The sequence below is a fragment of the Novosphingobium oxfordense genome, assembly GCF_044029435.1.
Classification (GTDB): Bacteria; Pseudomonadota; Alphaproteobacteria; order Sphingomonadales; family Sphingomonadaceae; genus Novosphingobium.
Genome location: NZ_CP147008.1, coordinates 61553 through 85341 on the forward strand (window position 1 = coordinate 61553; position 23789 = coordinate 85341).

21 protein-coding genes and 1 other annotated feature are annotated in these 23789 nt (G+C 65.8%); of the genes, 2 read left to right on the forward strand and 19 right to left on the reverse strand.

Annotated features, from left to right (window positions below):
* Positions 1–81 precede the first annotated feature (81 nt).
* Positions 82–579, forward strand: coding sequence for a hypothetical protein (locus WBP07_RS23355; RefSeq protein WP_395397473.1), 498 nt, complete (start codon positions 82–84; stop codon positions 577–579).
* Positions 580–671: 92 nt separating this feature from the next.
* Here WBP07_RS23355 and WBP07_RS23360 read toward each other — a convergent pair whose 3' ends face one another.
* Positions 672–1238: a TetR/AcrR family transcriptional regulator gene (locus WBP07_RS23360; RefSeq protein WP_395397474.1), complete on the reverse strand. Its 567-nt coding sequence runs from the start codon at positions 1236–1238 to the stop codon at positions 672–674.
* 122 nt (positions 1239–1360) lie between these two features.
* On the opposite strand from WBP07_RS23360, the gene WBP07_RS23365 reads away from it, so the two are divergent.
* Positions 1361–2965, forward strand: coding sequence for an ABC-F family ATP-binding cassette domain-containing protein (locus WBP07_RS23365; protein ID WP_395397475.1), 1605 nt, complete (start codon positions 1361–1363; stop codon positions 2963–2965).
* Between the two features lie 277 nt (positions 2966–3242).
* On the opposite strand, the gene WBP07_RS23370 is transcribed toward WBP07_RS23365, so the two are convergent.
* The 18 genes from WBP07_RS23370 to WBP07_RS23455 all read right to left on the reverse strand — a co-directional run bounded on the left by WBP07_RS23370 (position 3243) and on the right by WBP07_RS23455 (position 23767).
* Entirely contained in the window at positions 3243–4721 is a 1479-nt protein-coding gene (locus WBP07_RS23370) for an aldehyde dehydrogenase (RefSeq protein WP_395397476.1), read from the reverse strand.
* Between the two features lie 2 nt (positions 4722–4723).
* Entirely contained in the window at positions 4724–5563 is an 840-nt protein-coding gene (locus tag WBP07_RS23375) for a MaoC family dehydratase N-terminal domain-containing protein (protein ID WP_395397477.1), read from the reverse strand.
* 3 nt (positions 5564–5566) lie between these two features.
* Positions 5567–6532 (reverse strand): SMP-30/gluconolactonase/LRE family protein, encoded by a 966-nt coding sequence (locus WBP07_RS23380; protein ID WP_395397478.1) that lies wholly within the window; start codon positions 6530–6532, stop codon positions 5567–5569.
* 25 nt (positions 6533–6557) lie between these two features.
* Entirely contained in the window at positions 6558–7436 is an 879-nt protein-coding gene (locus WBP07_RS23385; protein WP_395397479.1) for an NAD(P)-dependent oxidoreductase, read from the reverse strand.
* A 60-nt stretch (positions 7437–7496) separates the two neighbouring features.
* On the reverse strand, positions 7497–8684 hold the full coding sequence (locus WBP07_RS23390) for a CaiB/BaiF CoA transferase family protein (RefSeq protein ID WP_395397480.1): 1188 nt from the start codon (positions 8682–8684) through the stop codon (positions 7497–7499).
* Positions 8681–9853, reverse strand: coding sequence for a CoA transferase (locus WBP07_RS23395; RefSeq protein ID WP_395397481.1), 1173 nt, complete (start codon positions 9851–9853; stop codon positions 8681–8683). Before WBP07_RS23395 ends, WBP07_RS23390 begins: the two co-directional genes overlap by 4 nt.
* 142 nt (positions 9854–9995) lie before the next feature.
* Complete coding sequence (locus WBP07_RS23400; protein WP_395397482.1) at positions 9996–11204, reverse strand: MaoC family dehydratase N-terminal domain-containing protein; 1209 nt, start codon at positions 11202–11204, stop codon at positions 9996–9998.
* A 259-nt stretch (positions 11205–11463) separates the two neighbouring features.
* Positions 11464–12951 carry a SulP family inorganic anion transporter gene (locus WBP07_RS23405; RefSeq protein ID WP_395397483.1) on the reverse strand — a complete coding sequence of 496 codons (1488 nt, stop codon included), beginning with the start codon at positions 12949–12951 and terminating at the stop codon, positions 11464–11466.
* Positions 12952–13020: 69 nt separating this feature from the next.
* Positions 13021–13076, reverse strand: a sequence feature (sul1 is cis-regulatory element that is thought to sense ions involved in sulfur or methionine metabolism; They are found in Alphaproteobacteria).
* A 95-nt stretch (positions 13077–13171) separates the two neighbouring features.
* Complete coding sequence (locus WBP07_RS23410) at positions 13172–13753, reverse strand: cysteine hydrolase family protein (RefSeq protein ID WP_395397484.1); 582 nt, start codon at positions 13751–13753, stop codon at positions 13172–13174.
* Positions 13754–13869: 116 nt separating this feature from the next.
* On the reverse strand, positions 13870–14760 hold the full coding sequence (locus WBP07_RS23415) for an SDR family NAD(P)-dependent oxidoreductase (RefSeq protein WP_395397485.1): 891 nt from the start codon (positions 14758–14760) through the stop codon (positions 13870–13872).
* Positions 14761–14765: 5 nt separating this feature from the next.
* A complete protein-coding gene (locus tag WBP07_RS23420) occupies positions 14766–15344 on the reverse strand; it encodes a nuclear transport factor 2 family protein (protein WP_395397486.1) in 579 nt (192 codons plus the stop codon).
* Positions 15334–16230 (reverse strand): SDR family NAD(P)-dependent oxidoreductase, encoded by an 897-nt coding sequence (locus tag WBP07_RS23425; RefSeq protein ID WP_395397487.1) that lies wholly within the window; start codon positions 16228–16230, stop codon positions 15334–15336. The genes WBP07_RS23420 and WBP07_RS23425 overlap by 11 nt, the downstream gene beginning before the upstream one ends.
* Positions 16227–16757 carry a nuclear transport factor 2 family protein gene (locus WBP07_RS23430; RefSeq protein ID WP_395397488.1) on the reverse strand — a complete coding sequence of 177 codons (531 nt, stop codon included), beginning with the start codon at positions 16755–16757 and terminating at the stop codon, positions 16227–16229. The genes WBP07_RS23425 and WBP07_RS23430 overlap by 4 nt, the downstream gene beginning before the upstream one ends.
* A 36-nt stretch (positions 16758–16793) precedes the next feature.
* Positions 16794–17804, reverse strand: a complete 1011-nt coding sequence (locus WBP07_RS23435; protein ID WP_395397489.1) for an NAD(P)-dependent alcohol dehydrogenase — start codon at positions 17802–17804, stop codon at positions 16794–16796.
* Positions 17801–20152: a TonB-dependent receptor gene (locus tag WBP07_RS23440; protein ID WP_395397490.1), complete on the reverse strand. Its 2352-nt coding sequence runs from the start codon at positions 20150–20152 to the stop codon at positions 17801–17803. Before WBP07_RS23440 ends, WBP07_RS23435 begins: the two co-directional genes overlap by 4 nt.
* Before the next feature lie 400 nt (positions 20153–20552).
* Positions 20553–21740 carry a MaoC family dehydratase N-terminal domain-containing protein gene (locus WBP07_RS23445; RefSeq protein WP_395397491.1) on the reverse strand — a complete coding sequence of 396 codons (1188 nt, stop codon included), beginning with the start codon at positions 21738–21740 and terminating at the stop codon, positions 20553–20555.
* A 131-nt stretch (positions 21741–21871) separates the two neighbouring features.
* A complete protein-coding gene (locus WBP07_RS23450) occupies positions 21872–22522 on the reverse strand; it encodes a GntR family transcriptional regulator (protein ID WP_395397492.1) in 651 nt (216 codons plus the stop codon).
* A gap of 3 nt (positions 22523–22525) precedes the next feature.
* Positions 22526–23767 carry a CaiB/BaiF CoA transferase family protein gene (locus WBP07_RS23455; protein ID WP_395397493.1) on the reverse strand — a complete coding sequence of 414 codons (1242 nt, stop codon included), beginning with the start codon at positions 23765–23767 and terminating at the stop codon, positions 22526–22528.
* Positions 23768–23789: the final 22 nt, after the last annotated feature.

Consider the following 23789-nt stretch of genomic DNA (forward strand, 5'->3'; position numbering starts at 1 on the left):
ATGCTTGCCGGCAGGAACGGGGGACAGGGTTTGCGGTTGCTGAGTGGAACAAGGCGCGCGGCATTCGCGCTGGGGACAGTGATGTTTGCGGCCTGTTTCATTGCCCCCCCTGCCCTGGCGGCGCGGGCAGCGGCGGCGCCGGCCCAATCGGGAACCGCTCAGCCTGCCAGCAGGCCCGCGCAGATCGACAGGAATGGGATACTCATCCTAGTCCGCTCGACTTTGCTCGCGGTCGATCAGGCGAACAAGACCGGCAATTACACCGTTCTGCGCGATCTTGGCGCTCCCGGCTTTCAGGGAGCCAACAGCACGGCGCACCTTGGCGATGTCTTCGCCAATTTACGCAATCAGAATCTGGACTTGTCCGCAGTCGCCGTGCTGGAACCGCAGCTCACGATGGTTCCGACGATCGAGCCAAGCGGGATGATGCGCATGACGGGCTACTTTCCATCGGCCCCGCTGCAGATCAATTTCGATGTCCTCTACGAACCGGCAGCGGGCCGGTGGCGGCTCTACGGCGTTGCCATCAATGTCAGCCCGGCAGTGCCCGTGGCGCCCTCCCAACCGCAATCACGCTGAGCACGATCACCAGGGTATTTCGTGTGATCCATGGGGAGCCGCTCTTGCGGATGGCATCCACAACAGATGCCCGCTGTGCTCTGACCTGAACGTTACCGCAGCGCCCGCATGACCATATCGCCCAGCCCCTGCACATGCCCGGCATTGGCGCCACCGCGCGCGGCCAGCCGGATACCGGCGAAACTGGCGATCAAATATGACGCCGCCGCATCGGGATCGAGCCCCTCCGCCAGATCGCCTTCCTGCTGCGCCGCCTGCACCTGTTCGGCCATCGCAGCCCGCAAGGCCCGGTCGGCCGCCGCGTTGATCGCATTGAGTTCGCGGCGAGAGCAGCCGAATTCGGCGATGGAACCCACGCCCAGGCAGGCGACGTCCGCCTCCCGTACCACGCGCTCCACCATGGCCGCGATCCCGTCCACCGCACGCGGGCCCGCGCGCAAGGCAGCCCGATGCGCCTGCCCTTCCGCCAGCAAATAGCGGCGCAGCACCTGCTGGTAGAGCTGCCACTTGTCGCCGAAGGTATCGTAAAGGCTCTGCCGCCCGATCCCCATGGCGGAAACCAGCATCTGCGCCGAAGTCCCTTCATAGCCATGCTCCCGAAACACCGCGATCGCCGCATCGAGGGCGGCATCGACATCGAAGGTTCTGGGTCTTGCCATTTGGCCGATGTAGATTTAATGGAACGTCCATTCAAGAATTATCAAGCGAGCGATTCGAAACATGTGATCCAACCCTGATCCGCAACGCTGCCTTCTGCCTTGCTTCAGGGAATCCTTGTCTCGTGTCTTCCGTATCTTCGCTTGCCCGCGCGCTTTCGCTCGCCGACGTTTCGTGGTCCACGCCCGATGGCCACACCGTCCTTTCGCATCTCTCCATCGATTTCACGCAGGAGCGTGCCGGGATCGTCGGCCGCAACGGCGTGGGCAAATCCACGCTGCTGCGCCTGCTGTCCGGCGTGCTGGAGCCGGAACGCGGCCGCGTGATCCGCGCCGGCACCGTGGGCACAATGCGCCAGATCGTGCAGGTTTCCGCAGAGGAGACGATTGCCGACCTGATGGAAGTCGGCCCTGCCCTCGCCGTGCTGAAGCGCGCGGAGCAAGGCACCGCCACGCTGGACGAACTGGCTGAGGCCGACTGGACGCTGGAGGCACGCATGGCCGAAGCGCTGGCGCAAGTGGGGCTGGACATGGCGCCGGACACGCGCCTCGTCACGCTTTCCGGCGGGCAACGCACGCGCGTGGCGCTGGCGGGCGCGGTCTTCGCGGCCCCCGATTTCCTGCTGCTGGACGAACCGACCAACGATCTGGACCGCGAAGGCCGCCGCGCCGTGCGCGATCTGCTGGAGGGCTGGCGCGCCGGGGCGGTGGTCGTCAGCCACGACCGCGAATTGCTGGAAACGATGGACGCCATCGTCGAGATGACCACGCTGGGCGCGGCGCGCTATGGCGGCAACTGGAGCGCCTATCGCGAACGCAAGGCGGTGGAACTGGCCGCTGCCGAGCAGGACCTTGCAGCGGCTGAACGCAAGGTGGGCGAGGTGCGGCGCAAGGCGCAAGTCACGGTGGAACGCCAGCAGCGGCGCGATGCGGCCGGCAGCCGCAAGGCGGCGCGGGGCGACATGCCGCGCATTCTGGCCGGCGCGCGGCGGGACCGGGCCGAAAAGTCCGGCGGCGACAATGCCCGTCTGGCGGACCGGCTGGAAAGCGCCGCCACGCAGACGCTGAACGAGGCCAAGAGCCGCGTCGAAAGGCTGGAAACCCTCACGGTCTCGCTGGCATCGACAGGCCTTGCCGCCGAACGCGGAGTGGCCGAAGTGCGAGACCTCCGTTTCGGCCACGCACCGGACGCTCCGCTGTTGCGCGGCCTGACGTTCAAGATAATGGGCCCGGAACGCGTAGCGATCATCGGCCCGAACGGCACCGGAAAATCCACGCTGCTGGCGCTCATCGCCGGCAGCCTGACGCCCGAAACGGGGACAGCAGAAGCGCTGGTGCCGTTCGCCTTCCTCGACCAGCGGCTCTCGCTGCTCGATCCGGCCGAAACCATTGTCGAGAACTTCGCGCGGCTCAATCCCGGCATGGACGAGAACGCCCGCCGGGCCGCACTCGCCCGCTTCCAGTTCCGCGCGGCGGCGGCGGATCGCGTGGTGGGCACGCTCTCCGGCGGCCAGACGCTGCGCGCGGCGCTCGCCTGCGTGCTGGGCGGCCCCAAGCCCCCGCCGCTACTGATGCTGGACGAGCCGACAAACCACCTGGACCTCGACTCCATCGCCGCCATCGAAGCGGGCCTCAAAGCCTACGACGGGGCGCTGCTGGTGGTCAGCCACGATGAAGCGTTTCTCGATACCGTCGGCGTGACCCGGCGCATCGAACTGAAGCCCGAGTAATCAGGAGAAACACATATCTTCGATCACGCTCGGTGCCGGGGCTCTTGGATGGGCGTATGCCCTTCCCGTCGTCATCGCGAGCCCGCGAAGCGGGAGAAGCGATCCAGGGCCCTTTACCGCTCTGGATTGCCGCGCGACCTGCGGCCGCTCGCAATGACGAAGGAGGGTTATCGACCGAGATCGGAACAGCGGAAGGGATTTGGCGCGAGTCCCTCAACCCACCCCTCGTCGTCCCCGCGAAGGCGGGGACCCCGCTTCCTTCTTCCAGACCCGGACCTCAGAACTTCATCGAAAACGGATCGCGGCGATCGCCGGAGAAATCGATGAAGACGTTCTTGGTCTGAGTGAACTCCAGAATCCCCGCCTCCCCGCGCACACGGCCGAAGCCGGAATCCTTCATACCCCCAAACGGCGCCTGCGGGGCTGCCACGCGGTAGGTGTTGACCCAAACCACGCCCGACTGGATCGCCCGCATCATCCGCAGGCAGCGGCTGATGTTCTCCGACCAGACGCCGCTCGCCAGCCCATAAGGCGTGTCGTTGGCGATGGAGACCGCCTCGTCCTCGTCATCGAAGGGGATGATCGAGAGCACCGGCCCGAAGATCTCCTCGGCGGCGACTTTCATGTCGTTGCGCACATCGGCGAAGATGGTCGGCTCGATGAAGAAGCCCTTCTCCAGCCCCGGACCCTCCGCCCGATTGCCGCCCGCGACAAGGCGCGCGCCATCGCCCTTGGCGGCTTCGATGAAGGAGAGGATCTTTTCGAACTGCGGTTGGTTCGCGGCGGTGCCCATCTCGGTTTCGGGCAGGCGCGGGTCGCCCATGCGGATCATCTTCGCGCGCGCGGCAAGCCCCTCGACCATGCGGTCATAGACGCCGCGCTGCACCAGCAGGCGCGATCCGGCGATGCAGGTTTGCCCGGTCGCGCCGAAAATGCCCGCCAGCGCGCCGATCAGCGCGCGGTCGAAATCGGCATCGTCGAAAACGATGTTGGGCGACTTGCCGCCCAGTTCCATCGTCACCGGCTTCAGGTTCGCACCCGCCGCCTGCGCGATCATGCGGCCGACGCCGGGGCTGCCGGTGAAGCTGATCTTGTCCACCCGCTTGCTCTCGGTCAGCACGCGGCCAACGTCGCCTGCGCCGGTGACGACCTGCACGATCCCGGCGGGGAAGCCTGCCTTTTCGCACATCTTCGCCACTTCCAGCGTCGTGGTGGAGGCATGTTCGCTAGGCTTCAGGATCACGCAGTTGCCCGCCGCCAGCGCGGCGGGAAGCGTGTTGGTCAGGATCGCGACAGGCGAATTCCACGCGGTGATCGCCGCCACCACGCCGAACGGCACGCGGATCGCAAAATCCAGCGTATCCTTCTGGTCCAGCGGCACGACATCGCCGTGCATCTTGTCCGCCCAGCCCGCGTAATAGCGGAAGATGCGCGCGGCATAGCCCATCTGGTTGTGCGTTTCGCGGATGACCTTGCCGTTGTCGGTGGTTTCCAGCAGCGCCATGCGGTCGGCATCGGCGTCCAGCAGGTCCGCCACCTTGTTCAGCAGCTTCGCGCGCTCACCGGGCGTGGTCTTGCTCCACGTGCTGTCGAAAGCGCGGCGGGCGGCGGAGATCGCATCCTCCACGTCCCCGGCGGTGGCGACGGCGATATGGGCATGAACCGACTGGTCGTAGGGATTGATCGCCGGAAGCGTGCCGCCGTCCGAAGCGGGGCGCCACTTTCCGTCGATGAAGAGGCCGTAAGTCTCGGTCATTCTCAGTTCCCTACGAGCACGGATGTACGCACGGTGGCGACCATGTTCTTGCCCTCACCCTGCTGCGTCCAGACCTCGGTGCCGTCCTCGGTCGCCTGGCCGCAGACATGCAGCGGCACGCCGTCGAAAGCGGGCTGCTGCCCCCGGAAATCGAAGCCGGTAACCGGCGCATCCAGATTGCGCGCGGCAAGCGAACACAACAGCGTTGCCTGAAGCGGGCCGTGGACGACAAGGCCCGGATAGGCCTCCTCCTCCATCGCGTAGGGCCGGTCGTAATGGATGCGGTGGCCGTTCATGGTCAGCGCCGAATAGCGGAACAGCAGCACCGAATCGGGGTTCACTTCCTCTCGCCACGCCGCGTCGGGCGCAGGCGCGGCAACCGGCGCGGGCAGCATGGCCGACGCGGGTTCGCGATAGACCAGATCCTGCTCCTCGCTCACCGCCACGCCGTCACCCGCGTCCAGATCATGACGCACCGTCACGAAGACGAGGTGGCCGGTGCTGCCGGTCTTTTCCTTGATCGCGGTGATCGTGGAGGTCTTGGTGACGGTCTGCCCCAGCAGCAGCGGCTTCACGAACGATACACGCCCGCCCGCCCACATGCGGCGCGGCAGCGGCACGGGCGGCAGGAAACCGCCCTTCGCCGGATGCCCGTCCAGCCCGAGACCCTGCGGCGGCTTCACATCCCAGAAGTAAAGCCAATGGTGCAGCAGCGGCAGCGGATCGCCAGCCTTGCCCTCTCCCTCGCCGCCCAATGCGACATCGAGGGCATTGCTTCGCGCGGGTTCCAGCACGTCCGTCACGCACTGGCTGCGGCCGATCCAGTCTTCGAATTCGCTCACGATTTACGTCCTTTGATGAAGCAGCGGCAGGCCGGCGCGCGGCCAGTCGACGGCAATCAGCAGGCCGTGGCCGGATACGGTGATCCACGCCGTTTTCATGTCCGGCCCGCCGAAACAGATGTTGGTGCAATAGGGCTCCGGCCCCTGCCAATATTCGAGCTTCTCTCCCTCCGGAGAGAACACGGTGATGCCGCCGGTCACCAGCGTCGCCACGCAAATGTTGCCACTGGCTTCCAGAGCCATGGAATCGAAGCGCTGGTAACCGGTCGCCTGTCCCAGCATCGTCCCGCCATTGGGAGAGGGCCACGCAATCTTGCCCAGCTCGCGCTTTCCAGATTCTTTGGGCCCGGTAATCGGCCATTGCCACAGCCGCCCCGTCTCGGTTTCGGAGACATAGAGCGTCTTCTCGTCCGGAGAGAGGCCGCAGCCGTTGGGCGTCACCAGCGGAAACGCTGCCTGCCGGATCCACGAACCGTCCGCCGCCGCGTGATAGACCACGCCGCAATCCATCACCCGGTCGTAGGTCTTGCCGTGATCGGTGAACCACATGTCCCCGGCCGCATCGAACACGATGTCGTTCGGGCCGTTGATCTGCACGCCGTCGCAATGGGTGTAGAGCGTGGTCACTTCCCCGGTGTCGAGGTCCACCCGCTGGATGCCGCCGCCCGTATAGTCCGCCGCCCGGCCGTGCGGGCGGTTGTAGCCCTTCACGCCCTGGATATCCTCGCTGATCCAGTGGAAGCCACCGTTGTTGGCGACATAGCAGGCCCCGTCCGGGCCGATCGCCGCGCCGTTCGGCCCGCCGCCGAGATGGGCGACGACCTGCTTGGTCCCGTCCGGCTGCACGCGGATCAGGCGGGCGCCCTTGATCTCCACCACCAGCACCGATCCATCGGCCATGGCGATGGGGCCTTCGGGGAAGATCAAGCCATCGGTTACGACGCGATATTCCAGCTTGCGCAGTTCCATCGGTTCTCTCCTGCTCGGCGCCCTCTCAGCGGGGATCGACGACTTCGATGATCGCGGGGAAATAGGCCTGCCCGATCCCGGCATCGACCGCCGCCTGATAGTATTCGGCAGCCAGGCGCGGCAGGCGCGGCTCCACGCCCATCTGCTCGGCCAGTTCGATGGTGTAGCCCAGGTCCTTCAGCGCATAAGGCGCGGGGAAAGCCTTCTCCGGGAACTGGCGCGGTACCATCGCCTTCAGCCCGTGGTTGCGCAGGGCAAAGCTGTCTCCGGAGCCGAGCGAAACCGCCTCCACCAGCTTGGCCGGGGCAACGCCCGCACGTTCCGCCACCACGAACATCTCGGCCAGCGCGGCCACTTGTTCGAACAGCAGGGTGTTGTTGATCAGCTTCACCACTTGTCCGCAGCCCACTTCACCGCAGCGGGTGACGTCCGATCCGATGTAGCGCAGCAGCGGCTCGATCCGCGCGTAGAGTTCCTCCCCCGCGCCGACCATGATGGAGAGCGTGCCGTCGATCGCCGCCTGCCGCGTGCGCGCCACCGGAGCATCGGCGAAGGCAATGCCCTTTGCGGAAAGAAGCTGCGCCACCTCGCGCGCCTCGGCGACGCTGGTGGTGGACAGATCGATCACGGTGGAGCCCACCGAACCATGCTCGGCAATCTCCTCGCACACCGCGCGGACCTGCTTGCCGCCAGGCAGCGAGAGGAAGATCACTTTCGCGGCCTTGGCGACAGCCGCCACCGATCCCGCCGCCACCGCCCCGCCAGCGACCTGCACGGCCAGCGCCTCCGCATTCATGTCGAAGGCATGGAGCGGCGCGGCGTGCTTGCGGACCGCGTTCGCGCACATGCCGCTGCCCATCACGCCAAGGCCGATGAAGCCCAAGGTCGGTGCCGTCTCACTCATCTTCCCAAAGTCCCCAATATGTTTTTCAGGCGTATGCTTTTCAGGTACTTCGCGCGCATCTCACCAGATAACTTCGGCCTCTTCCAGTGCCTTGCGCTCATCGCGGCCCATGCCCAGCAGTTCGCCGTAGACATAGTCCTCATGCTCGCCGAGCGCAGGGGTGCCCCGCGTGATGCCGATCTCCGCGCCCTTCGATAGCCGCATCGGCACGCCCACGGCGGCGCGGCGCTTGCCGTCCGGCTCGGTGACTTCGACGATGGCGCCGCGCGCCCGCAAGTGCGGATCGGCGGCAATCTCCGGCGTCGTCCATGAGGCATGGGCAGCGACGCCCACCGCCTGCAAGCGCTGTGCTGCATCCTCTGCGGCAAGCGTTGCCGTCCACGCCGAAACCAGCGCATCCAGTTCGCGCCGATGGGCATGACGATCCGCCTCCCGCGCAAAGCGGGCCTCCGCCGCGATCCCGGTCACGCCGCAAAGCGCCTGCCACTGCGCGTCGCTTTCCACCGCGATCGCGATCCAGCGATCCTCCCCGGCCGAGGGATAGACGCCGTGCGGGGCCATGCGCGGATGGTCGTTGCCGGCGCGCCGGGTCTCTCCTCCCGCGGCGGCCAGCAACAGCGCCTCGCCTATCAGCGAAGCGGCAACTTCCCGTGCGGCCACGTCCACATGCCCGCCCTCGCCCGTCGCCCGGCGGCGGTGCAGCGCGGCCATCACCGCTACGGCGGCGTTCATGCCCACGGTGTGGTCCATCACGTGCCGCATTTCCACCGGCGGTCCGTCCTCATAGCCGGTCAATTCGCCCAGCCCGCCCCATGCGCCGAACAGCGGAGCATAACCGGCAAAGTGGCTGTCCGGCCCGCTCTGGCCGGAGGAGGAGACCGACAGCATCACCAGATCGCGGCGCACCGCCTGCAACGCGGCAAAGCCCAGCCCCAACCGGTCCATCACGCCGGGGCGAAAGCTTTCCGCCGCAATGTCGGACACGGCGACGAGCCGCTTGGCCAATGCCGCGCCTTCGGCCTTCTTCAGGTTGATGCGCACGGACAGCTTGTTGGAGGCAACCTGATCGAACGTCGCCGGGCCCATCCGGCCATAGACCGGGTGCGGCTTGCGGAAGGCATCGAGGCGCATCGCGCTCTCCACCTTCACCACTTCGGCGCCAAGCTGCGAGAGCAGTTGCGTGCAGAACGGCCCGGCGTTGTGCACGGTGAAATCGGCGATGCGGATACCCTTCAAGGGGAGCGTCATGACAGCACCTCCGCGCTCACCTTGTTCATTTCGCCCAGTTCGGGCGGGCCGCCGCGCAGCGATAGCGGCGCGCCATCGACGTGGACGGGCGAGACCAGCATGTCGACCAGACCACTGCCCGGAATGGCGACCGGCTGGAACAGCCCGCGATGATGCTCCTGCGGGTCGCGCAGGATTTCGGCCGGCGTCTTGTAGCGGCCGATCGGCACGGAAAGCTTCTGCCCCTCGGCCACGATATCATCCACCTTGCGCACGATCGCCCACTCGCGGATGTGGCGATTGATCTCCGGCCCACGCCGGCTGCGTTCAAGGCTATCCGCCAATGCCGGATCGAGCGCCCATTCCGGGCTGCCCAGCAGCTTGACCAGACCGTCCCACTGCCGCTGTTCCAGCGTCAGCAATTCGACATGGCCGTCCGCGCAGGGGATCACGCCGCCATAGCGGAAGGATCGCTCCACCCGGTGCTCGATGGAGCCGTCGCCAAGCCGCTGGATCGCAAAGGCACCCACCGCCAGCGCGGCATCCTGGCTGGCGATGTCCACGAACTGGCCGCCCACCTCGTCCCGCACCCAGAGCGCGGAAAGCGCGCCCAGCGCAGCGGCGATGCCGCCCTGCATCTCGGCAAAATGCCCGGCGATCTTCACCGGCGCGCGGTCCGGGAAAAGCTCCACCGAAAGCCCGTTGGGCAGCAGGTTACCCTCGCCCGAGGCGTGCTGGACGGTGATCTCGCTCGCCTGCCAGTCGGCCTTTGGCCCATGCGCGCCGAAGGGCAGGACCGAGACGTGGACGAGCTGCGGATGGCGCGCCGAAAGCGCCGCTTCGTCCAGGCTCAGGCCCGGGTTTGGATTCTGGCGCCCCGCACGCGGGGAATCGTCAATAAAGATGTCGCATTCGCTCAGCAGGGCACCGAGCGCGGCTTGACCGTCGCCTGTCGCCAGATCGCAAGTCATGCTGCGCGCGCCCGCCGCCAGATAGGCGAACAGGGCCGAGGTGGGCTTCGCTCCCTCCCCTGACACAAGGAATGGAGGTTCCCCGCGCAAGGCCGAACCGCATGGCGGTTCGACGAAGATCACCTCGGCCCCCTGCACGCCCAGCAGGCGCGCCGCGTAGGCCGCCGCCACGCCCGAAGCGTGAACGGCGACCATGAGCCCGTCGAGAGGCGCGGTCATACAGTCCTCCCCGCCCCGGGGAGGTGGCAGCCTGAAAGGCTGACGGAGGGGAGTCGCGTAATCGCGCGACGTCGCGTCGGGCTGAGAGTCCCCTCCACCACCCGCTGCGCGGGCGGTCCCCCTCCCCGTTTCGGGGAAAACATTAGCGAACCACCGGCAGTTCGAGATCGAGGCCGGAGCCGTCGACGAAAACCTTGGTCTGCGGATCGAGTGAAGGCAGCACCACCGTCGCCAGGCCCGGCGTGGTCAGTTCGCCGCGCTGGTTCTCACCCTTGATCTCGATATCGACCAGGGCGAAACCGTCCTTCATGTACTTGCGCGTCACGGTGCCGCGCGCCCAGGTGCAATCGCCCATGGTGTTGAAGCGGCTCATGCGGGTGCGGATGCGCTTCAGGAAGCCGGCGTCGCCCATCCAGTTGGTGATGAGCGATGCCATCCAGGCCGAACGCTGCGGGCCGTAATCGTACACGCCGGGCACACCCACTTCCTTGGCGGTGGATTCGCGGTGGTGGCCGATGCCGGTGTATTCGATGCCGCCGCCCGCTTCGGGGTTGCGGAAGAAGTGGCCGGGGTGCTTCACGGCGTTCTTGAAGATCACGCCGTGCGTATGGCCACGGCCGCAGCCGACCAGGAAGCCCATCGTGTCCATGAGGCTGAGCGGGCCGCGCACGATTTCCGGCAGGGTTTCGCCTTCCTGCACTTCTTCCCAGTAGCGCACATTGCCGCCGCGAATGTTCTTCTCTTCGTCGAGGATCGCGTTGTCGATCTTCTCGAATTCTTCGGCGGTATATTCGTGGGTCTTGATGTCGGCGTACTTGCCGGCCTCACGCGCGGCCTTGCGTTCGTGGCGGGTGCAGGTGCCGAGCGCGCGGGCGACCAGCTCGCCACGCTGGTTGTAGTAGCTGGCCTCGACATACTGGAGGACGAGGGTGCCGGAAAACTGGCTTTCCTTCACATCGACGCCGACCACGCGCTCGATCGCGTTGATGCGGTCACCGGGGCGTACGTGGCGGAACATTTCCCAGTCGTTCCCGGCGTAGAAACCGTGGACGCCCGGCAGGCCCCAGCGCGTGCGGCCGACCCAGCCGAACGCCATCGGGAAGTTGGGGTGTGCCAGCATGGAGCCATGGCGCGTCAGGCGGCCCACTTCCAGATCGCGGTAGAGCGGGTTGAGATCGCCGATGCCGTTGCAGAAGTTGCGGATCGTGTCCTCGGTCGCATCCTGAAGGTACGGGCCTTCGGGGCGAAGCTGCATGCCGATCATGTTCTCGGCCGCCTTGATCGCCTCGGGCGTGATCTTGCCCTCTGCCGGTGCGGCGCCGACTTCCTTTTCGCCGGTAATGGTAGCCATGTTTTGGAGATCCCTTTTCCCATCGGACAAGGGCACGCCCCCGCCGCATTTCCGTCAATGATGGATAATGCATTATTTTGGGGTGAGAGAGTCGTCCAGCGATGGCGAAGCGCCCCGGCGATGGATCGCGGGTGCGGTACGGGCGGATTTATGGAAAGCGCACATGCAAATGCGGGCAGGCAACAGGTCTGTGCCGCCTGCCCGCATCCAATGTCACGTTAGGTGTCGTTTAGGTACGCCTGCTTCGGCGCACCGAAAATCACGCCGCAGCCGGCCCTCCAAGAACCTGCGGCGCATGGCGATCCACCAGAATGGCGCTCGCTTCGTTCATGCCGACAAGCTCGACGGTGGCCCCATGGCGCCGCAGCTTGGCGACCACATCCTCCAGCGCACCGACGGCGGTGATGTCCCAGAAATGGGCCTGCGTCAGGTCGATATGGATGTGCCGCGCAGTGTCCGACAGGTCGAACCGGTCCGCGAAAATGTCCGCGCTGGCGAAGAAGATCTGGCCGGAAACCGTGTAGATTCGCGTGTCGCTGGCGGCATCGTAGGAGGCCGCCACGTCCATCATCCGCGTGACCTTGAACGCGAAGAACACGCCGCTCAGCAGCACGCCCACCACCACGCCGGCGGCAAGGTCGTGCGTCGCCACGGTCACCGCCACAGTCGCCAGCATCACCGCGCCGGAAACCTTGGGATGTCGGCCCAGATCGCGCAGCGAACCCCATGAGAACGTGCTGACCGAAACCATCACCATGATCGCCACCAACGCCGCCACCGGCACTTGCGCAACCCACGGCCGCAGCGGCACCAAGACCACCAGCAGAAACACACCCGCCGCCAAAGTCGACAACCGCCCGCGCCCGCCATAGCGCACATTGCCCACGGTCTGCCCGATCATCCCGCACCCGGCGATGCCGCCGAACAGGCCCGCCGCGATATTGGCAAGGCCAAGCCCGGTGCACTCGCGCGCCTTGGAACTGGTCGTCTCGGTCAGTTCGTCCACCACGCTGGCCGTCATCATCGATTCCAGCAGGCCCACCGCCGCGATCGCCAGCGAATAAGGCGCGACGATCTGCAGCGTCTCCCAGGAGAATGGCACGCCCGGAATTGCGAAAGACGGTAGCGAGGACGGCAGTTTCCCGAGGTCCGACACAACGTGCAGCGGCATCGGAAACGCCATGCTGATCGCCGTCAGCACCACGATGCAGATCAGCGGCGAAGGTACCGCCTTGGTCACGCGCGGGGCGAGGTAGATGATGGCAAGACCGCCCGCGATCATCGCGTAAGTATGCCAGGTAACCCCCAGCATCTGCGGCACTTGCGCCGAAAAGATCATGATCGCCAAGGCATTGACGAACCCCGTGCGGACCGATCGCGAAACGAAGCGCAGCAGCACGTCCAGCTTCAGCAGGCCGAACACCACCTGCAAAAGTCCGCCCAGAACGGACGCCGCCAGCAGGTATTGCAGGCCGTGGGCATGGACCAGCGTGCCGACGACCAGCGCCACCGATCCCGCCGCGCCGGAGATCATCGCCGGCCGACCGCCCGCAAAGGCAATGACGATGCCGATCACGAAGGAGGCGAACAGGCCCACCTGCGGATCGACGCCGGCCACGAAGGAGAAGGCGATGACTTCGGGGATCAGCGCAAAAGTGCCGACGAGGCCGGCCAGCACGTCGCGCCGCGCGGCACCAACGCCGCTGAACCATTCGGCGCGATAGCGAGCGAAAGACGGAGAATTCATGAGTTCGACAGGTCCGCGAAAATCGCAAGCCGCCCGCAGGGGCGTCAAAGGGGAATTGCTTGCGAAGTGCGTTGTCCGGCGGATCGGCGGCCGGAATAGCCACCCGGAATTTCACCGGGTCCTTGCGAATGAGCCACGCTCTAATCGCAGAAGCGGCGGAATTGCAAGCCCCGCCCAGAGCCCGTTTAAAGATACCCGCAGGGCATTTTCAAACGAACTCTCAGGCCGTCCAGTCGAATTCAGGACCGGCGACGATCCGCGCGTAGCGGCCAAGGCAGGCCAGCGCATGCATATGCTCGTCCGACGAAACGCCCGCGCAGCAGTCTTCCAGGATCACCACGTCATAGTCCCGGTCATGCGCCTCACGCGCGCCGGAATGGACCACGCCATTGGTGGAAACGCCGCTCATGACGATCCGCTCGATCCGATGCGCGCGCAGGATCGCCGCAAGGGACGTGGCGTAGAACGGGCTGACGCGGTGCTTCACGATATCGAAATCGCCGGGCTGCGGTGCCAGCGTGGGATGGACCTCGGTCCCCCAGGTGCCGAGTTGAAAGATCCCGTTCTTCCGCGCGCCCGAGAAGATCGGCGAACTCTCCGGTGCCTCGCGGTAATCGGGCGAGAAACCGACACGCACATAGCCAACCAGCGCCCCCGCCGCGCGGGCCGCGGCAATAGCGGCACGGGTGTTCTCCAACACCCCACGCTCACGCACCTGCACGCCGTAAGTCTGCGCGCTGAAGCCGTCCTCGGCCACGAGGTCGTTCATCATGTCCATCACGAGGAACAGGGTCTTGGTCATCGCGGTTCAGCTCCTTTCAAGCGCGTGCCGATCCGTCCCCGGAATCGGCACGCGAAGCGTCATAGCTACAAACGAAAGGGAATTGGCCGCAATTTCCAACGACGGTGCCGATATCGCTACGGGGTGCCATTCCAGGTGGTGTCGCCCGCGGACCACAGCGGATTTCCGCGCGTTTCCCGCAGCGAGGGGATTGTTCGGCCGTCCTTGTCGGTCACGCCATATTCGGCGGCGAGTTCGGCATTGATGAAAGTTCCGCCCGAGCGGGCCTTCACCGCCGGGTCCATCGCCAGCGCCGCGATCACCCGCCCCGGAAACTCGGGCGAGGAGCCGACCGCACTGTTCAGCTGGCTGGCCATGCCGGGCACCGTCTTCAGGTTCTCCGTCGCGCGCTCGGTATACGTGAACCCCTGCCAGAGCGAGACGGCGGTTACGCCGGTATCGCGCAGTTCGTGGCCCATGTCGCGCATCATCCGGTCGGTCGCGGTCTTGGTCGTGCCGAACACGACGTCATATGTGTAAGTCACGCCCACATACCCGGAAAGCGCGGCGATCAGGCCCGAACCTTGCGGCACCATGATCCGCGCGGCGTGCCAGGCGGCGATGTACGCCGCGCGCATGCCGGTATCCCAGATCTCCCACTCGGCCAGCGGCTTTTCCCAGAACCCGTCGCGCCGGGTCATCGCATCGGGAATGGCCATGGCGTTGTTGGCAAGGATATCGAGCCGCCCCTCGTCACGGCGCACCTGATCGAACAGCGCTGCGATCTGGTCATCGTCCTTCAGGTCGAGCGCCACGGCGACACCCTTGCCGCCGCGCGCGTTCACTTCCGCCACGGTTTCCGCCAAGGTGCCGGGCAGCGGGTTCTGCCCCGCGCCCGTGGTCCTGCCGGTGACGTAGACAGTCGCACCATGCTCGGCCAAAGCGCAGGCGATGCCCTTGCCGATCCCGCGCGTGGCGCCGGTGACAACCGCGACTTTGCCGGCCAGCCCATCCGAAATCCGCGCCATCCCGCTCACCCCTTCGCCGGATTGCTGGGCGCGCGCCGGTTGACGAGCGGGCGCTGGTAGGACGGATCGTCCTTGCTCCGACTGGAAACGCCGTTCAGCGCGATATCCGGCACGTCCGCGAAGGGGATCGGCATCGGCGGCGGCAGGCAGCCCCATTCGATGATGTTGGTCCGCAGGGCGATCTTCCAGACTCCGTCCCGCCGCTCCAGCCGGTCGACATAGCGGCCACCGGCGATCCACAGGCTCTCATCGCGATTGCGGCCGACGAACTGGTAGTAGGTTTCGGTATGCGCGTTGTCGCCGTCGAGGTCGATGGTGGTCTGGAGCAGCGCGTGATGGGTCAGAATCTGGCCGGCCTCGTGCATCGGCACCGCCCAGTCCCAGCAATCCGCCGCTGAGCCCACGAACGGACCCGCCGCCATCGTCGCATCGTCCCAGAAAGCCGAGAGGTAGGTTTCCCGGTCGAACCGGTCCATTCCGCGCGAAAAGCGGGCCAGGCATTCAAGGATATCCTGCTTGTCCAGCAGTTCGTCCAGCCGCGCCGCGCGGTCCCGCAGTGCTTTGGGGGGTGCTTCACTTGCCACGGTAGTCTACCTCCGCAATGGGCTTCCAGATCGGCGATCCGCGCGAGGCGCGGGCGGACTGGATCACTTGCCCGTCCACATCGGTCAGGCCATATTCCTGCGCGAGTTCGGCAGTGACGAACTCGCCACCAGAGCGCTTCATCACATCGGGATCGGCGGCCAGCGCGGCGATCACCCGGCCGGGATGCTCCACGCTGCTGCCATGCATCTGGGTGATCGAGGCGGTCATCTTGTCGCCCATCTTCGCAAGGTTGTCCTGCGCCTTCTCGGTCAAGGTCAGCCCCTGCCACAGCGTCAGCGAGGCGACACCGTGCGGTTCCAGCTCGATCGCCATGTCACGCGCCATGCGGTCCACCGCCGACTTGGACGTACCGAAGATCACGCTGTACGTGTACGTGACGGCTGCAAAGCCGGAAATCGCGACGATCAGCCCCGACTTCTGCGGCGCCATGATCCCCGCCGCATGCCAGGCCGCGACGTAGTTGGAGCGCACGCCCACGTCCCACATCTCCAGGTTGGAGAGCGGCTTTTCCCAGAAACCCTTGGGCTCCAGCAAGTCTTCCGACAACGTGAAGGCATTGTTCACCAGAATGTCCAGACGGCCCTGCTCAGCCGCGATCCGTTCGAACAGCGCGGCCACGGCGGCATCGTCGCCATGATCGCAGGCAACCGCGATGCCGCGTCCCCCGCTCTCCTTGCCGCGCGCGTCGCATTCGGCCGCCGTCCCGCCAACGGTGCCGGGCAGGTAGTAGTCCCCCTCCCGCACGGTGCGCCCGGTGACGTAGACGGTCGCCCCTTGTTCCGCGAGGACCAGCGCGATGCCTTTGCCAATGCCCCGGCTGGCGCCGGTAACCAGCGCGACTTTTCCGGTCAGTGGCGCGGTCATGCCGTTTCTCCGGAAAACCAGCGTTCGCTGAAATCGCCCTTGGCGCGGCCGGGGAAATGCTCAGCGGTGAAGGGATAGCCCATCACGCCCTTCGACCAATCGGCGGCGGCGCCCCAGTCCTGCTCCCAATCGTAGAGCATCACCCGGTCGGCGATCCGCCATTCGCCGTCGCGCTTCTCGAAAGTGTCGAGGTAGCGGCCGCCGATGCAGGTATCGCGATCTCCCTCACCCATATCCACGCGGTGGTAGGAGAAGACGTGGCTTTCGACGCGCGCGCTATCGCCGTCCAGTTCGATCACCGACTGGCCGATCAGGTGCTGCGTATCCTTGATGGCATCGGCGCCGGGCACGACCCAGGCGAGATAGGCGTCGAAATCGCCAGCATAGACGCCGTAGTCGAACCGCGCCTCCGGCCACCAGCAGGAGCGGATCAGCTCCGCGCTGCGCCGGTCCTCACCGCGCGCAAGGCGGGCGACGCAATCGCGGATCGCCTCGCGGTCGAGCAGGGTCTGGATCTCTGGAGTCATTGGTCCTCTCCGTTTTCGGTGTCAGCCCGAATTCATTCAAATTTCGATGCAGATCTTGCCGACCTGCTGCCCCGAACGCATGTGCACGATGGCATCTTCCAAGGCGTGAAGCGGGAACACCCGATCGATCACCGGATGAATATCATGGGCCTCGATCGCGCGAACCATCTCGATCTGGTCGCGCCGGCTGCCCACCGTCACCGCCTGAAGGCACAAGCGCTTGGCCTGCACGACGGCGAAGGGCATCGTATCGACGTCGAACCCGGCCACCGCGCCGATGATCGCGATGTGGCCGCCGGTCCGCGCCGCCTTGAAGCTCTGCGCAAGGGTATTGGGTCCGCCCACCTCGATCACGTGCTCGACGCCGAGACCGCCGGTCAGGCCCAGCACCGCTTCGCCCCATTCCGGCGTAGCGATACGGTCGATCACATGGTCCGCGCCCAGTTCGCGCAGGCGCTCCTGCTTTTCCGGAGTCGAGCCGATGGCGATGACGGTGGCCCCCGCCGCCTTGGCGAATTGCAGCGCGAACAGCGAAACGCCGCCGGTGCCCTGCACCAGCACATGCTGGCCGGGGCTAACGCGCCCGTCCGTCACCACCGCCCGCCACGCCGTCACGGCCGCACAGGGCAGGCTGGCAGCCTCCACCAAAGATAGATTGCGCGGTGCGTGAGTGAAGTGCGAGGCCGGGCGCACCGCTTCCTCGCAGGCAAAGCCATCCGCCGGGCCGCCCGGCGAGTTGTTCAGTTCCGCGCGGTCGACATGGCCATCGCGCCAGTTCGGGTGGAAAGTGCTGATCACCCGGTCACCCACGGCGAACCCGCTCACCCCCTCGCCCACTTCGATCACTTCGCCCGCGCAGTCAGAAAGCGAGATGAGCCCCGGCGGCGAGGGGAACACGCCCCCTATCACCAACCCGTCGCGAAAGTTCACCGATGCGCCGCGCACCCGGACGCGGATTTCGTCCGGCTTGAGGGCGGCCGCCACCGGCAGCTCCACCAACTCAAGCCGCCGATCGCCGCCAGCGGGCGCAAGGCGCACCGCCTTCATCGGAACTTCGCGCCCAGTTGGAGGCCGTAGGTCACCGGCGCGTTCCACACCGAGCCGGTGCCCAGCGTATTGAACAGCACCTGCGTGCGATAGCGCGTGTTGGTGACGTTATCGCCGAACACCGCCACGGTGTAGCGCTCCGACGGGTCCGTCCACTCCGCCCGCAGCGCCAGCACTTCGTAGCCCTTCTGCTTGAACTGCTGCTCGGGATCGAAATAGAAGCTGGAGGTGTAGTAGAGGTTGCCCGACAGCGTCAGCCCGCCGCCCGCCAGATCGAGGCGATAGCTGGCACCGATATTGCCGGTGAAATCGGGCGCGCGCTGCATCTTGTAGCCGGAGGCGTCGGTGGACGTCTGCGTGATCGCGCCCGGTCCGAAACCGCCCAGCGCTGTCGGGATGCAGGCCATCGCATTGCTCAGATCGGTCATGGCCGGATCGCAATAGCTGTAATAGGGCGCGTTGGTGAACGACTTGTAGCGCGCATGGGTCCAGGCCGCGCCACCCAGCAGCGAGAACGCGTCACTGACCTTGTAGCGAAGCTGCGCCTCCAGCCCGTAGATTTCCGAGGACGCCGCATTGCGGATCTGCGCCGCGCCATTCTGATAGCTGGACACCTGCAAGTTCTTGTAATCGTAGTAGAAGCCCGCAAGATCGGCGGAGAAGCGGCGGTCGTCGTACTTGAAGCCGACCTCGAACGCGTCGATCTTCTCGGGCTTCACCGGCTGCTGCGAATAGCCGCCGACGTTCAGGATGCCTGCCTTGTAGCCGCGCGTCCAAGATGCGTAGACGCTCGATTCCTCGCTGGGCTTGTAACGGACCACCACGCGCGGCGTGAAGCTGTCGTTCTTCAGCGTATTGACCGGGATGCGCACGCCCGCGCCACCCGAATAGGTCACCGGCAGACCGTCCGGCCCGATGTAGGATGTGGTCGTTTCGTTGGTGACGAAGTAGGCATCGCCCACCGTGTCATGGCTGTAACGGCCGCCCAGCGTGAAGAACAACTGGTCGTTCACCGCATAAGTCGCGTCCAGGAATGCAGCGTAGGACTTGGTCGTCGTGCTCGATCCGCCGAACGGGCCATAGGGCGATCCGCCGAAGCTGGCGCCGATGTCCCAAGTGTCGCGGATCTGGAAATAGTTGAGGCCGGCCGTCCATTGCAGCGGCGATCCCGCCTTTGAGTTGACCAGGAATTCCTGGCTCCACGTCTCGTCATTCACGCCGACGAAGATGTTGAAGAACGGCAGCGCCGTCGCGTCCAGATCGCCGTGATAGGGCGACAGGTCCTTGCGGTATTGGGTGTAGGAGGTGAAGTCCGCAAAGCCCAGATCGGCCTTCAGCGTCGCCTGCAGCGCGTCGGAGTTGGTGCGGAAATCGACCGGCGTGTTGAGCAACACCTGCCCCGGCTTGGTCGCATAAGTCGATGACGGCGCGTAGAAATAGACCAGCGGCAGCCCCTGCGAACTGGACGTGCCGTAGATCGCCTGACCGGCGGGCGAAACCTTGTCGAAGAAGCCCGCCCCGCCGGTCTTGTCTACATAGGCGTTCACCAGCTGCGTGGTCGGATCGTCGGTTTCCGCATGGACCCAGCGCAGCAGCAGCGAAACGTCGTCGGTAAGGTCCGCCTTCATGCCGACGCGCAGCGACCAGTTCTCGTACTTGCCGATATTGTCGTCATTGGTGGCAACGTCGGTGAAATAGCCGTCACCGCGGCGATAGAGCCCTTCCACGTCGATCGCCACGCGGTCGCTGATGCCGAATGTGGCATAGGCCTGCGCCTTCAGCGCGTTGAAACGGCCATAGCTGATCTTGGCCTCGGCACTCGTATCGGTGCTGGGTTCGGCCGTGGTGACAAGGATCGCGCCGCCCGTGGTGTTGCGCCCGAACAGCGTGCCCTGCGGCCCCTTCAACACCTGAATGTTGCGGACATTGAGCAAGTCGAAGTCCGACATGTAGGTGTTGGCCTGGAAGAACCCATCGACATAGATGCCGACGTTGGGTCCGCCGCCCGAAGTGGTGATGGCCGTGCCGACGCCGCGAATGGTGGGCTGCACTGCTGGCCCCTGGCTGTCGAAACGCAGGCCCGGCGTTATGCGGGCGGTGTCGGAAAGCTGCTGGACATTCGCGGTCGCCAGTTGGGCCGGCCCCAGCGAGGTGACGCTGATCGGCACGTCGCGCGACGCTTCCGAACGGCGCTGGGCGGTGACGATGATTTCGGAGGACGCGGCTGCCGGCTGCCCGGTCGATTCAACCTGCGGTCCCGCCTGCTCCTGCGCGCAGGCGGGATGCGCCGCCAGCGCGCCGGCCAGAGCAAATATCGAAACCGATCGCAGCGATCGCGAGCAAACCATCAAGACCTCCCCTGTGCGCCGTGCAAACCGGCGTCTGTTCACGGCCGGACCTCCCACGACGTCGGGAGCGGCCCTTGCAGCGGCATCGGTGCATCGGCGATCAGGTGCCGCGAAAACTTGACGAATCCGGACAAAATGCGCGAGCCCCAAGCATTCGCCCGAGCGATACCGCTTCGGCCAAAGCCTTCCGATGCCGGGCGCTTGCACCGCCACGGGCAGTGTAGGTACCCTTCCCCGCGCAGCGCCCCATTCCCCCAAACAATTCCGTCATCCCCGCGAAGGCGGGGATCCCGCTTCTCTTGCGCCAAACGAGAGGTCGCAGAAGGAAGCGGCCCCCCCGCCTTCGCGGGGGCGACGGAATTTAACGGTGCACTGCAATTCGAACGCGCTCCGCGCCCGCTCAGTACGGCAGCTGCACTTCGTTGACGGACTTGACGATGGTCTTGCCATCCTGGTCGGTCATCCGCACTTCCACGCGCACGACGGGAAAGCCCCATTCGGACTTCTCGATCTTCTCGACGACCTCACCCTCGATATAGGTAACGTCGCCCTCGAAGGCCGGGCCGCGGAATTCGCTCTTGGCATGGCGGACCATACCGTCATGCCCGGCCCAGAATGCCAGATAGTCGGTGTTCCATGCCGCCATCGTCGCGCCGTAGCCATAGGCGCGGTGCATGCCGATCTCGCTGGCGCGGCCATCGTCGATGTGCCCGCGCGAGGGGCCGAGGTAGAGCCCGTCCCGCAGGCGCGGATCGATCAGCGCGCCTACTTCGTCGAACGAGAAGCCCTCGATCCAGCCCATGTCCTGGTTGACCCAGCAATCGGGCACGCCTTCCACGCCCTGCCAGTAGAAGCTGCCCCAGATGTTGAAGATGAAGGCACGGTATTCGGTCGTGAAGCTGGCGATCGAGTGCGGCCCGATCACCCGGCGCGGCAGCTTCTGGCCTACAGAGACTTCCTCGAAATGCGGCGACTTGCCTTCCCGGTTGGAAAGGAACCAGTCGCGGCGGACCTGATCGATCTCCGCCAGTTCGGCCGCCGTCCATTTGCGCGGCGCGCCGGCGGTAGAGGCATACATGCCGCGCTTTTCCGCTTCCTTCGCCAGATAGCGGATCACCGTGGGGCAGGACTTGGCCACCAGATCGCCGCGCTGATTGCGGTGGATCGTGTCGCCACGCTGGAACAGCGTGGGGCCGGCGAACTTGGTGTCGGTCAGCTTGTAGCCGGTGAAGATGCGCTCATGGCTGAGTTGGTCGCCGGGACGGACGTGGGTGCCGTACCACCACCACTCCTCGCCGCCGAAGATCATGTGCTGGCCTTCGATCCGGCCGACGCAGGCCTGATTGTTGCCGTGCCCGTAATCGAGCGCGACGCAGATCGACTGCGGGGCGATGATGTCGCCGAACTTCGTTTCCTGCGCGAAGCGCTGGTCCCAGTGGAGCGGGTTCACGTAATCCATCGCCATGACCCAGCGGCGGATGTCGGTCTTGTTGCACGGCTCCCACAGCTCACCGCCGCCAACGCGGTGGCCCAGACGCCATTCGACGTCGCTGATATCCATGGTGGCGGTGTCTTCGTTGGCCGACATGTCCTGCTCCTGCGTGCGGTTGCTTGCGGCTATGGTGACGCAACCGCGATCGGCAGGACTTGACGGATCGTGACAAATTGGCCTCGTCCGAACCGCCCTCCGCCGGGGCGATGGAGGACGAGTGCCGCCCGCTACTGGCTCACTGATTCCCGCAACTCGCGGAATCCCGTCTCGATATGCTGGCGCGTCGCCAACATGGCGGCCCCGGTATCGCCTGCGATCAGGGCCGCCAGCATGTCGTCATGCTCATCCGCCGCGCGGCTGACGCGGCCTTCCAGCTTGTTGATGAGGTCGAACGGATAGCGCGCCCAGAGGATCTGCACGAAATGCAGCGTTTGCGGCATTGCCGCGATCTCGAACATGCGGTGGTGGAAACGATAGTTCGCCGCGCGCGCCGCCTCGTTATCGCCGGCGGCGAAGGCGGTGGCGAATTCGGCGCCCAACACTTTCAATTCGGCAATATCCGCGCCGGTGACTTTCTCCACCGCCCCGCGCACCAGCTGGGTTTCCAGCAGGATGCGCAAGTTCAGCACTTCGCTGGAGGCCTCGATGTCGAACGGAGCCACGGTGGCACCGCGATGGCTATCGCCGATCACATAGCCTTCGGCGGACAGCAGCTTCAGCGCCTCTCGCACCGGGGTGATGCTGGTCTTCAGCATCGTGGCGATTTCCTGCTGCTTCAGCCGCGATCCGCGCGGAATCCGGCCGGAAATGATGCCCTCACGCAGGAAGTCGGCGACCTGTTCCTCCTTCGTGCGGTACTGCATCATCCCCCCAAGCATGCTTCATCCCTCTGTTGCACCGGCTTTCTCGCGCACTGGTGCCCATGCAAAATCGCCCGGTTGATAGGCCTTTGCCGCCCCGGATGACAACAGCGCGCCCGCCTCGGCCGCGTCATATCCCAGTTCGGCCAGCAAAGCCTCGGTATGTTCGCCGATTTCCGGCGGCGGCAGGCCGGGCTCGACCGCGCCGGTTCCGGCGAATTCGGGCACTTCGAACTGCAGCCCGCGAAATTCGACATCGCGCAGCTTGCCTTCGGCGCGCGCCTGCGGCGCTTCCAGCACGCGTTCCAACGGCATGACCTCGTGGAAACCGAGCCCGGCCGCTTCCAGACGGGCGACCGCCTCCGCGAAAGTGAACTTGGCGACGGCGGTACGGACAGCCGCTTCCACCGCATCGCGTGCCTTCTTGCGATCGCGCAGGCGGGCATATTCGGGCGCACCATCCTCCGGCATTGCCAGCGCGCGGGTCAGCTTGGCCCAATGGGCGTCGGTCAGCACCAACAGGTAGATCCAGCGCTCGTCGGCGGTCAGATAGGCGCCATATCCGGGCATCGAGAACTCCCCGCCCCCTTCCTTTTCCAGTCGGCCGAGCAGCTGGGTCTTCAGCTGCATGCCCGCCAGATCGCGCGCGGCAAGGTGCAGGCCGGTTTCGTAAAGGCCCACCTCAATCCGGCGCGCTTCCTCATCGGCAGTGGGGTCCATCAGCGCGGCGAGCACGCGGATCACCGCATACGTACCCGCGAACTGGTCATGGTAGGAGGGGCCAAAGCGGGTGGGCCGGCCATCGACGCGGTGGTCGTCCATGGCGCCGGTCGCAGCCTCGGCAATCGGGTTGGTCATCAACCCTTCGGCCTGCGGGCCGTGGGTGTAGCCCTTGATATGCACGTGGACGAGCGCGGGGTTCACCGCCATGCAGTCATCCGCAGTCACCCCCAGCTTGCGCGCGGCAGAGGGCGCCAGGTTGTGGATCACCACGCGGGATGTGGCAACGAGGCGGCGGAACACCTCCTTGCCCTCATCCGTCGCCAGGTCGAGGCAGATCGCCTTCTTGGAATGGCTATAGGCGATGATCGTGCCCGACGGCCCGCCCCGTATCAGCGAACGCGTGGTGTCCCCCGCCGGCGGCTCGATCTTGATGACCTCCGCCCCCAATTGCGAAAGAATATGCGTCGCGAACGGCGCAGCGATCATGGTGCCGAGTTCCAGCACGCGCATGCCGGCGAGCGGCCTGTATCCATTGCTCATGCCGCTCAGATAACAATAATGC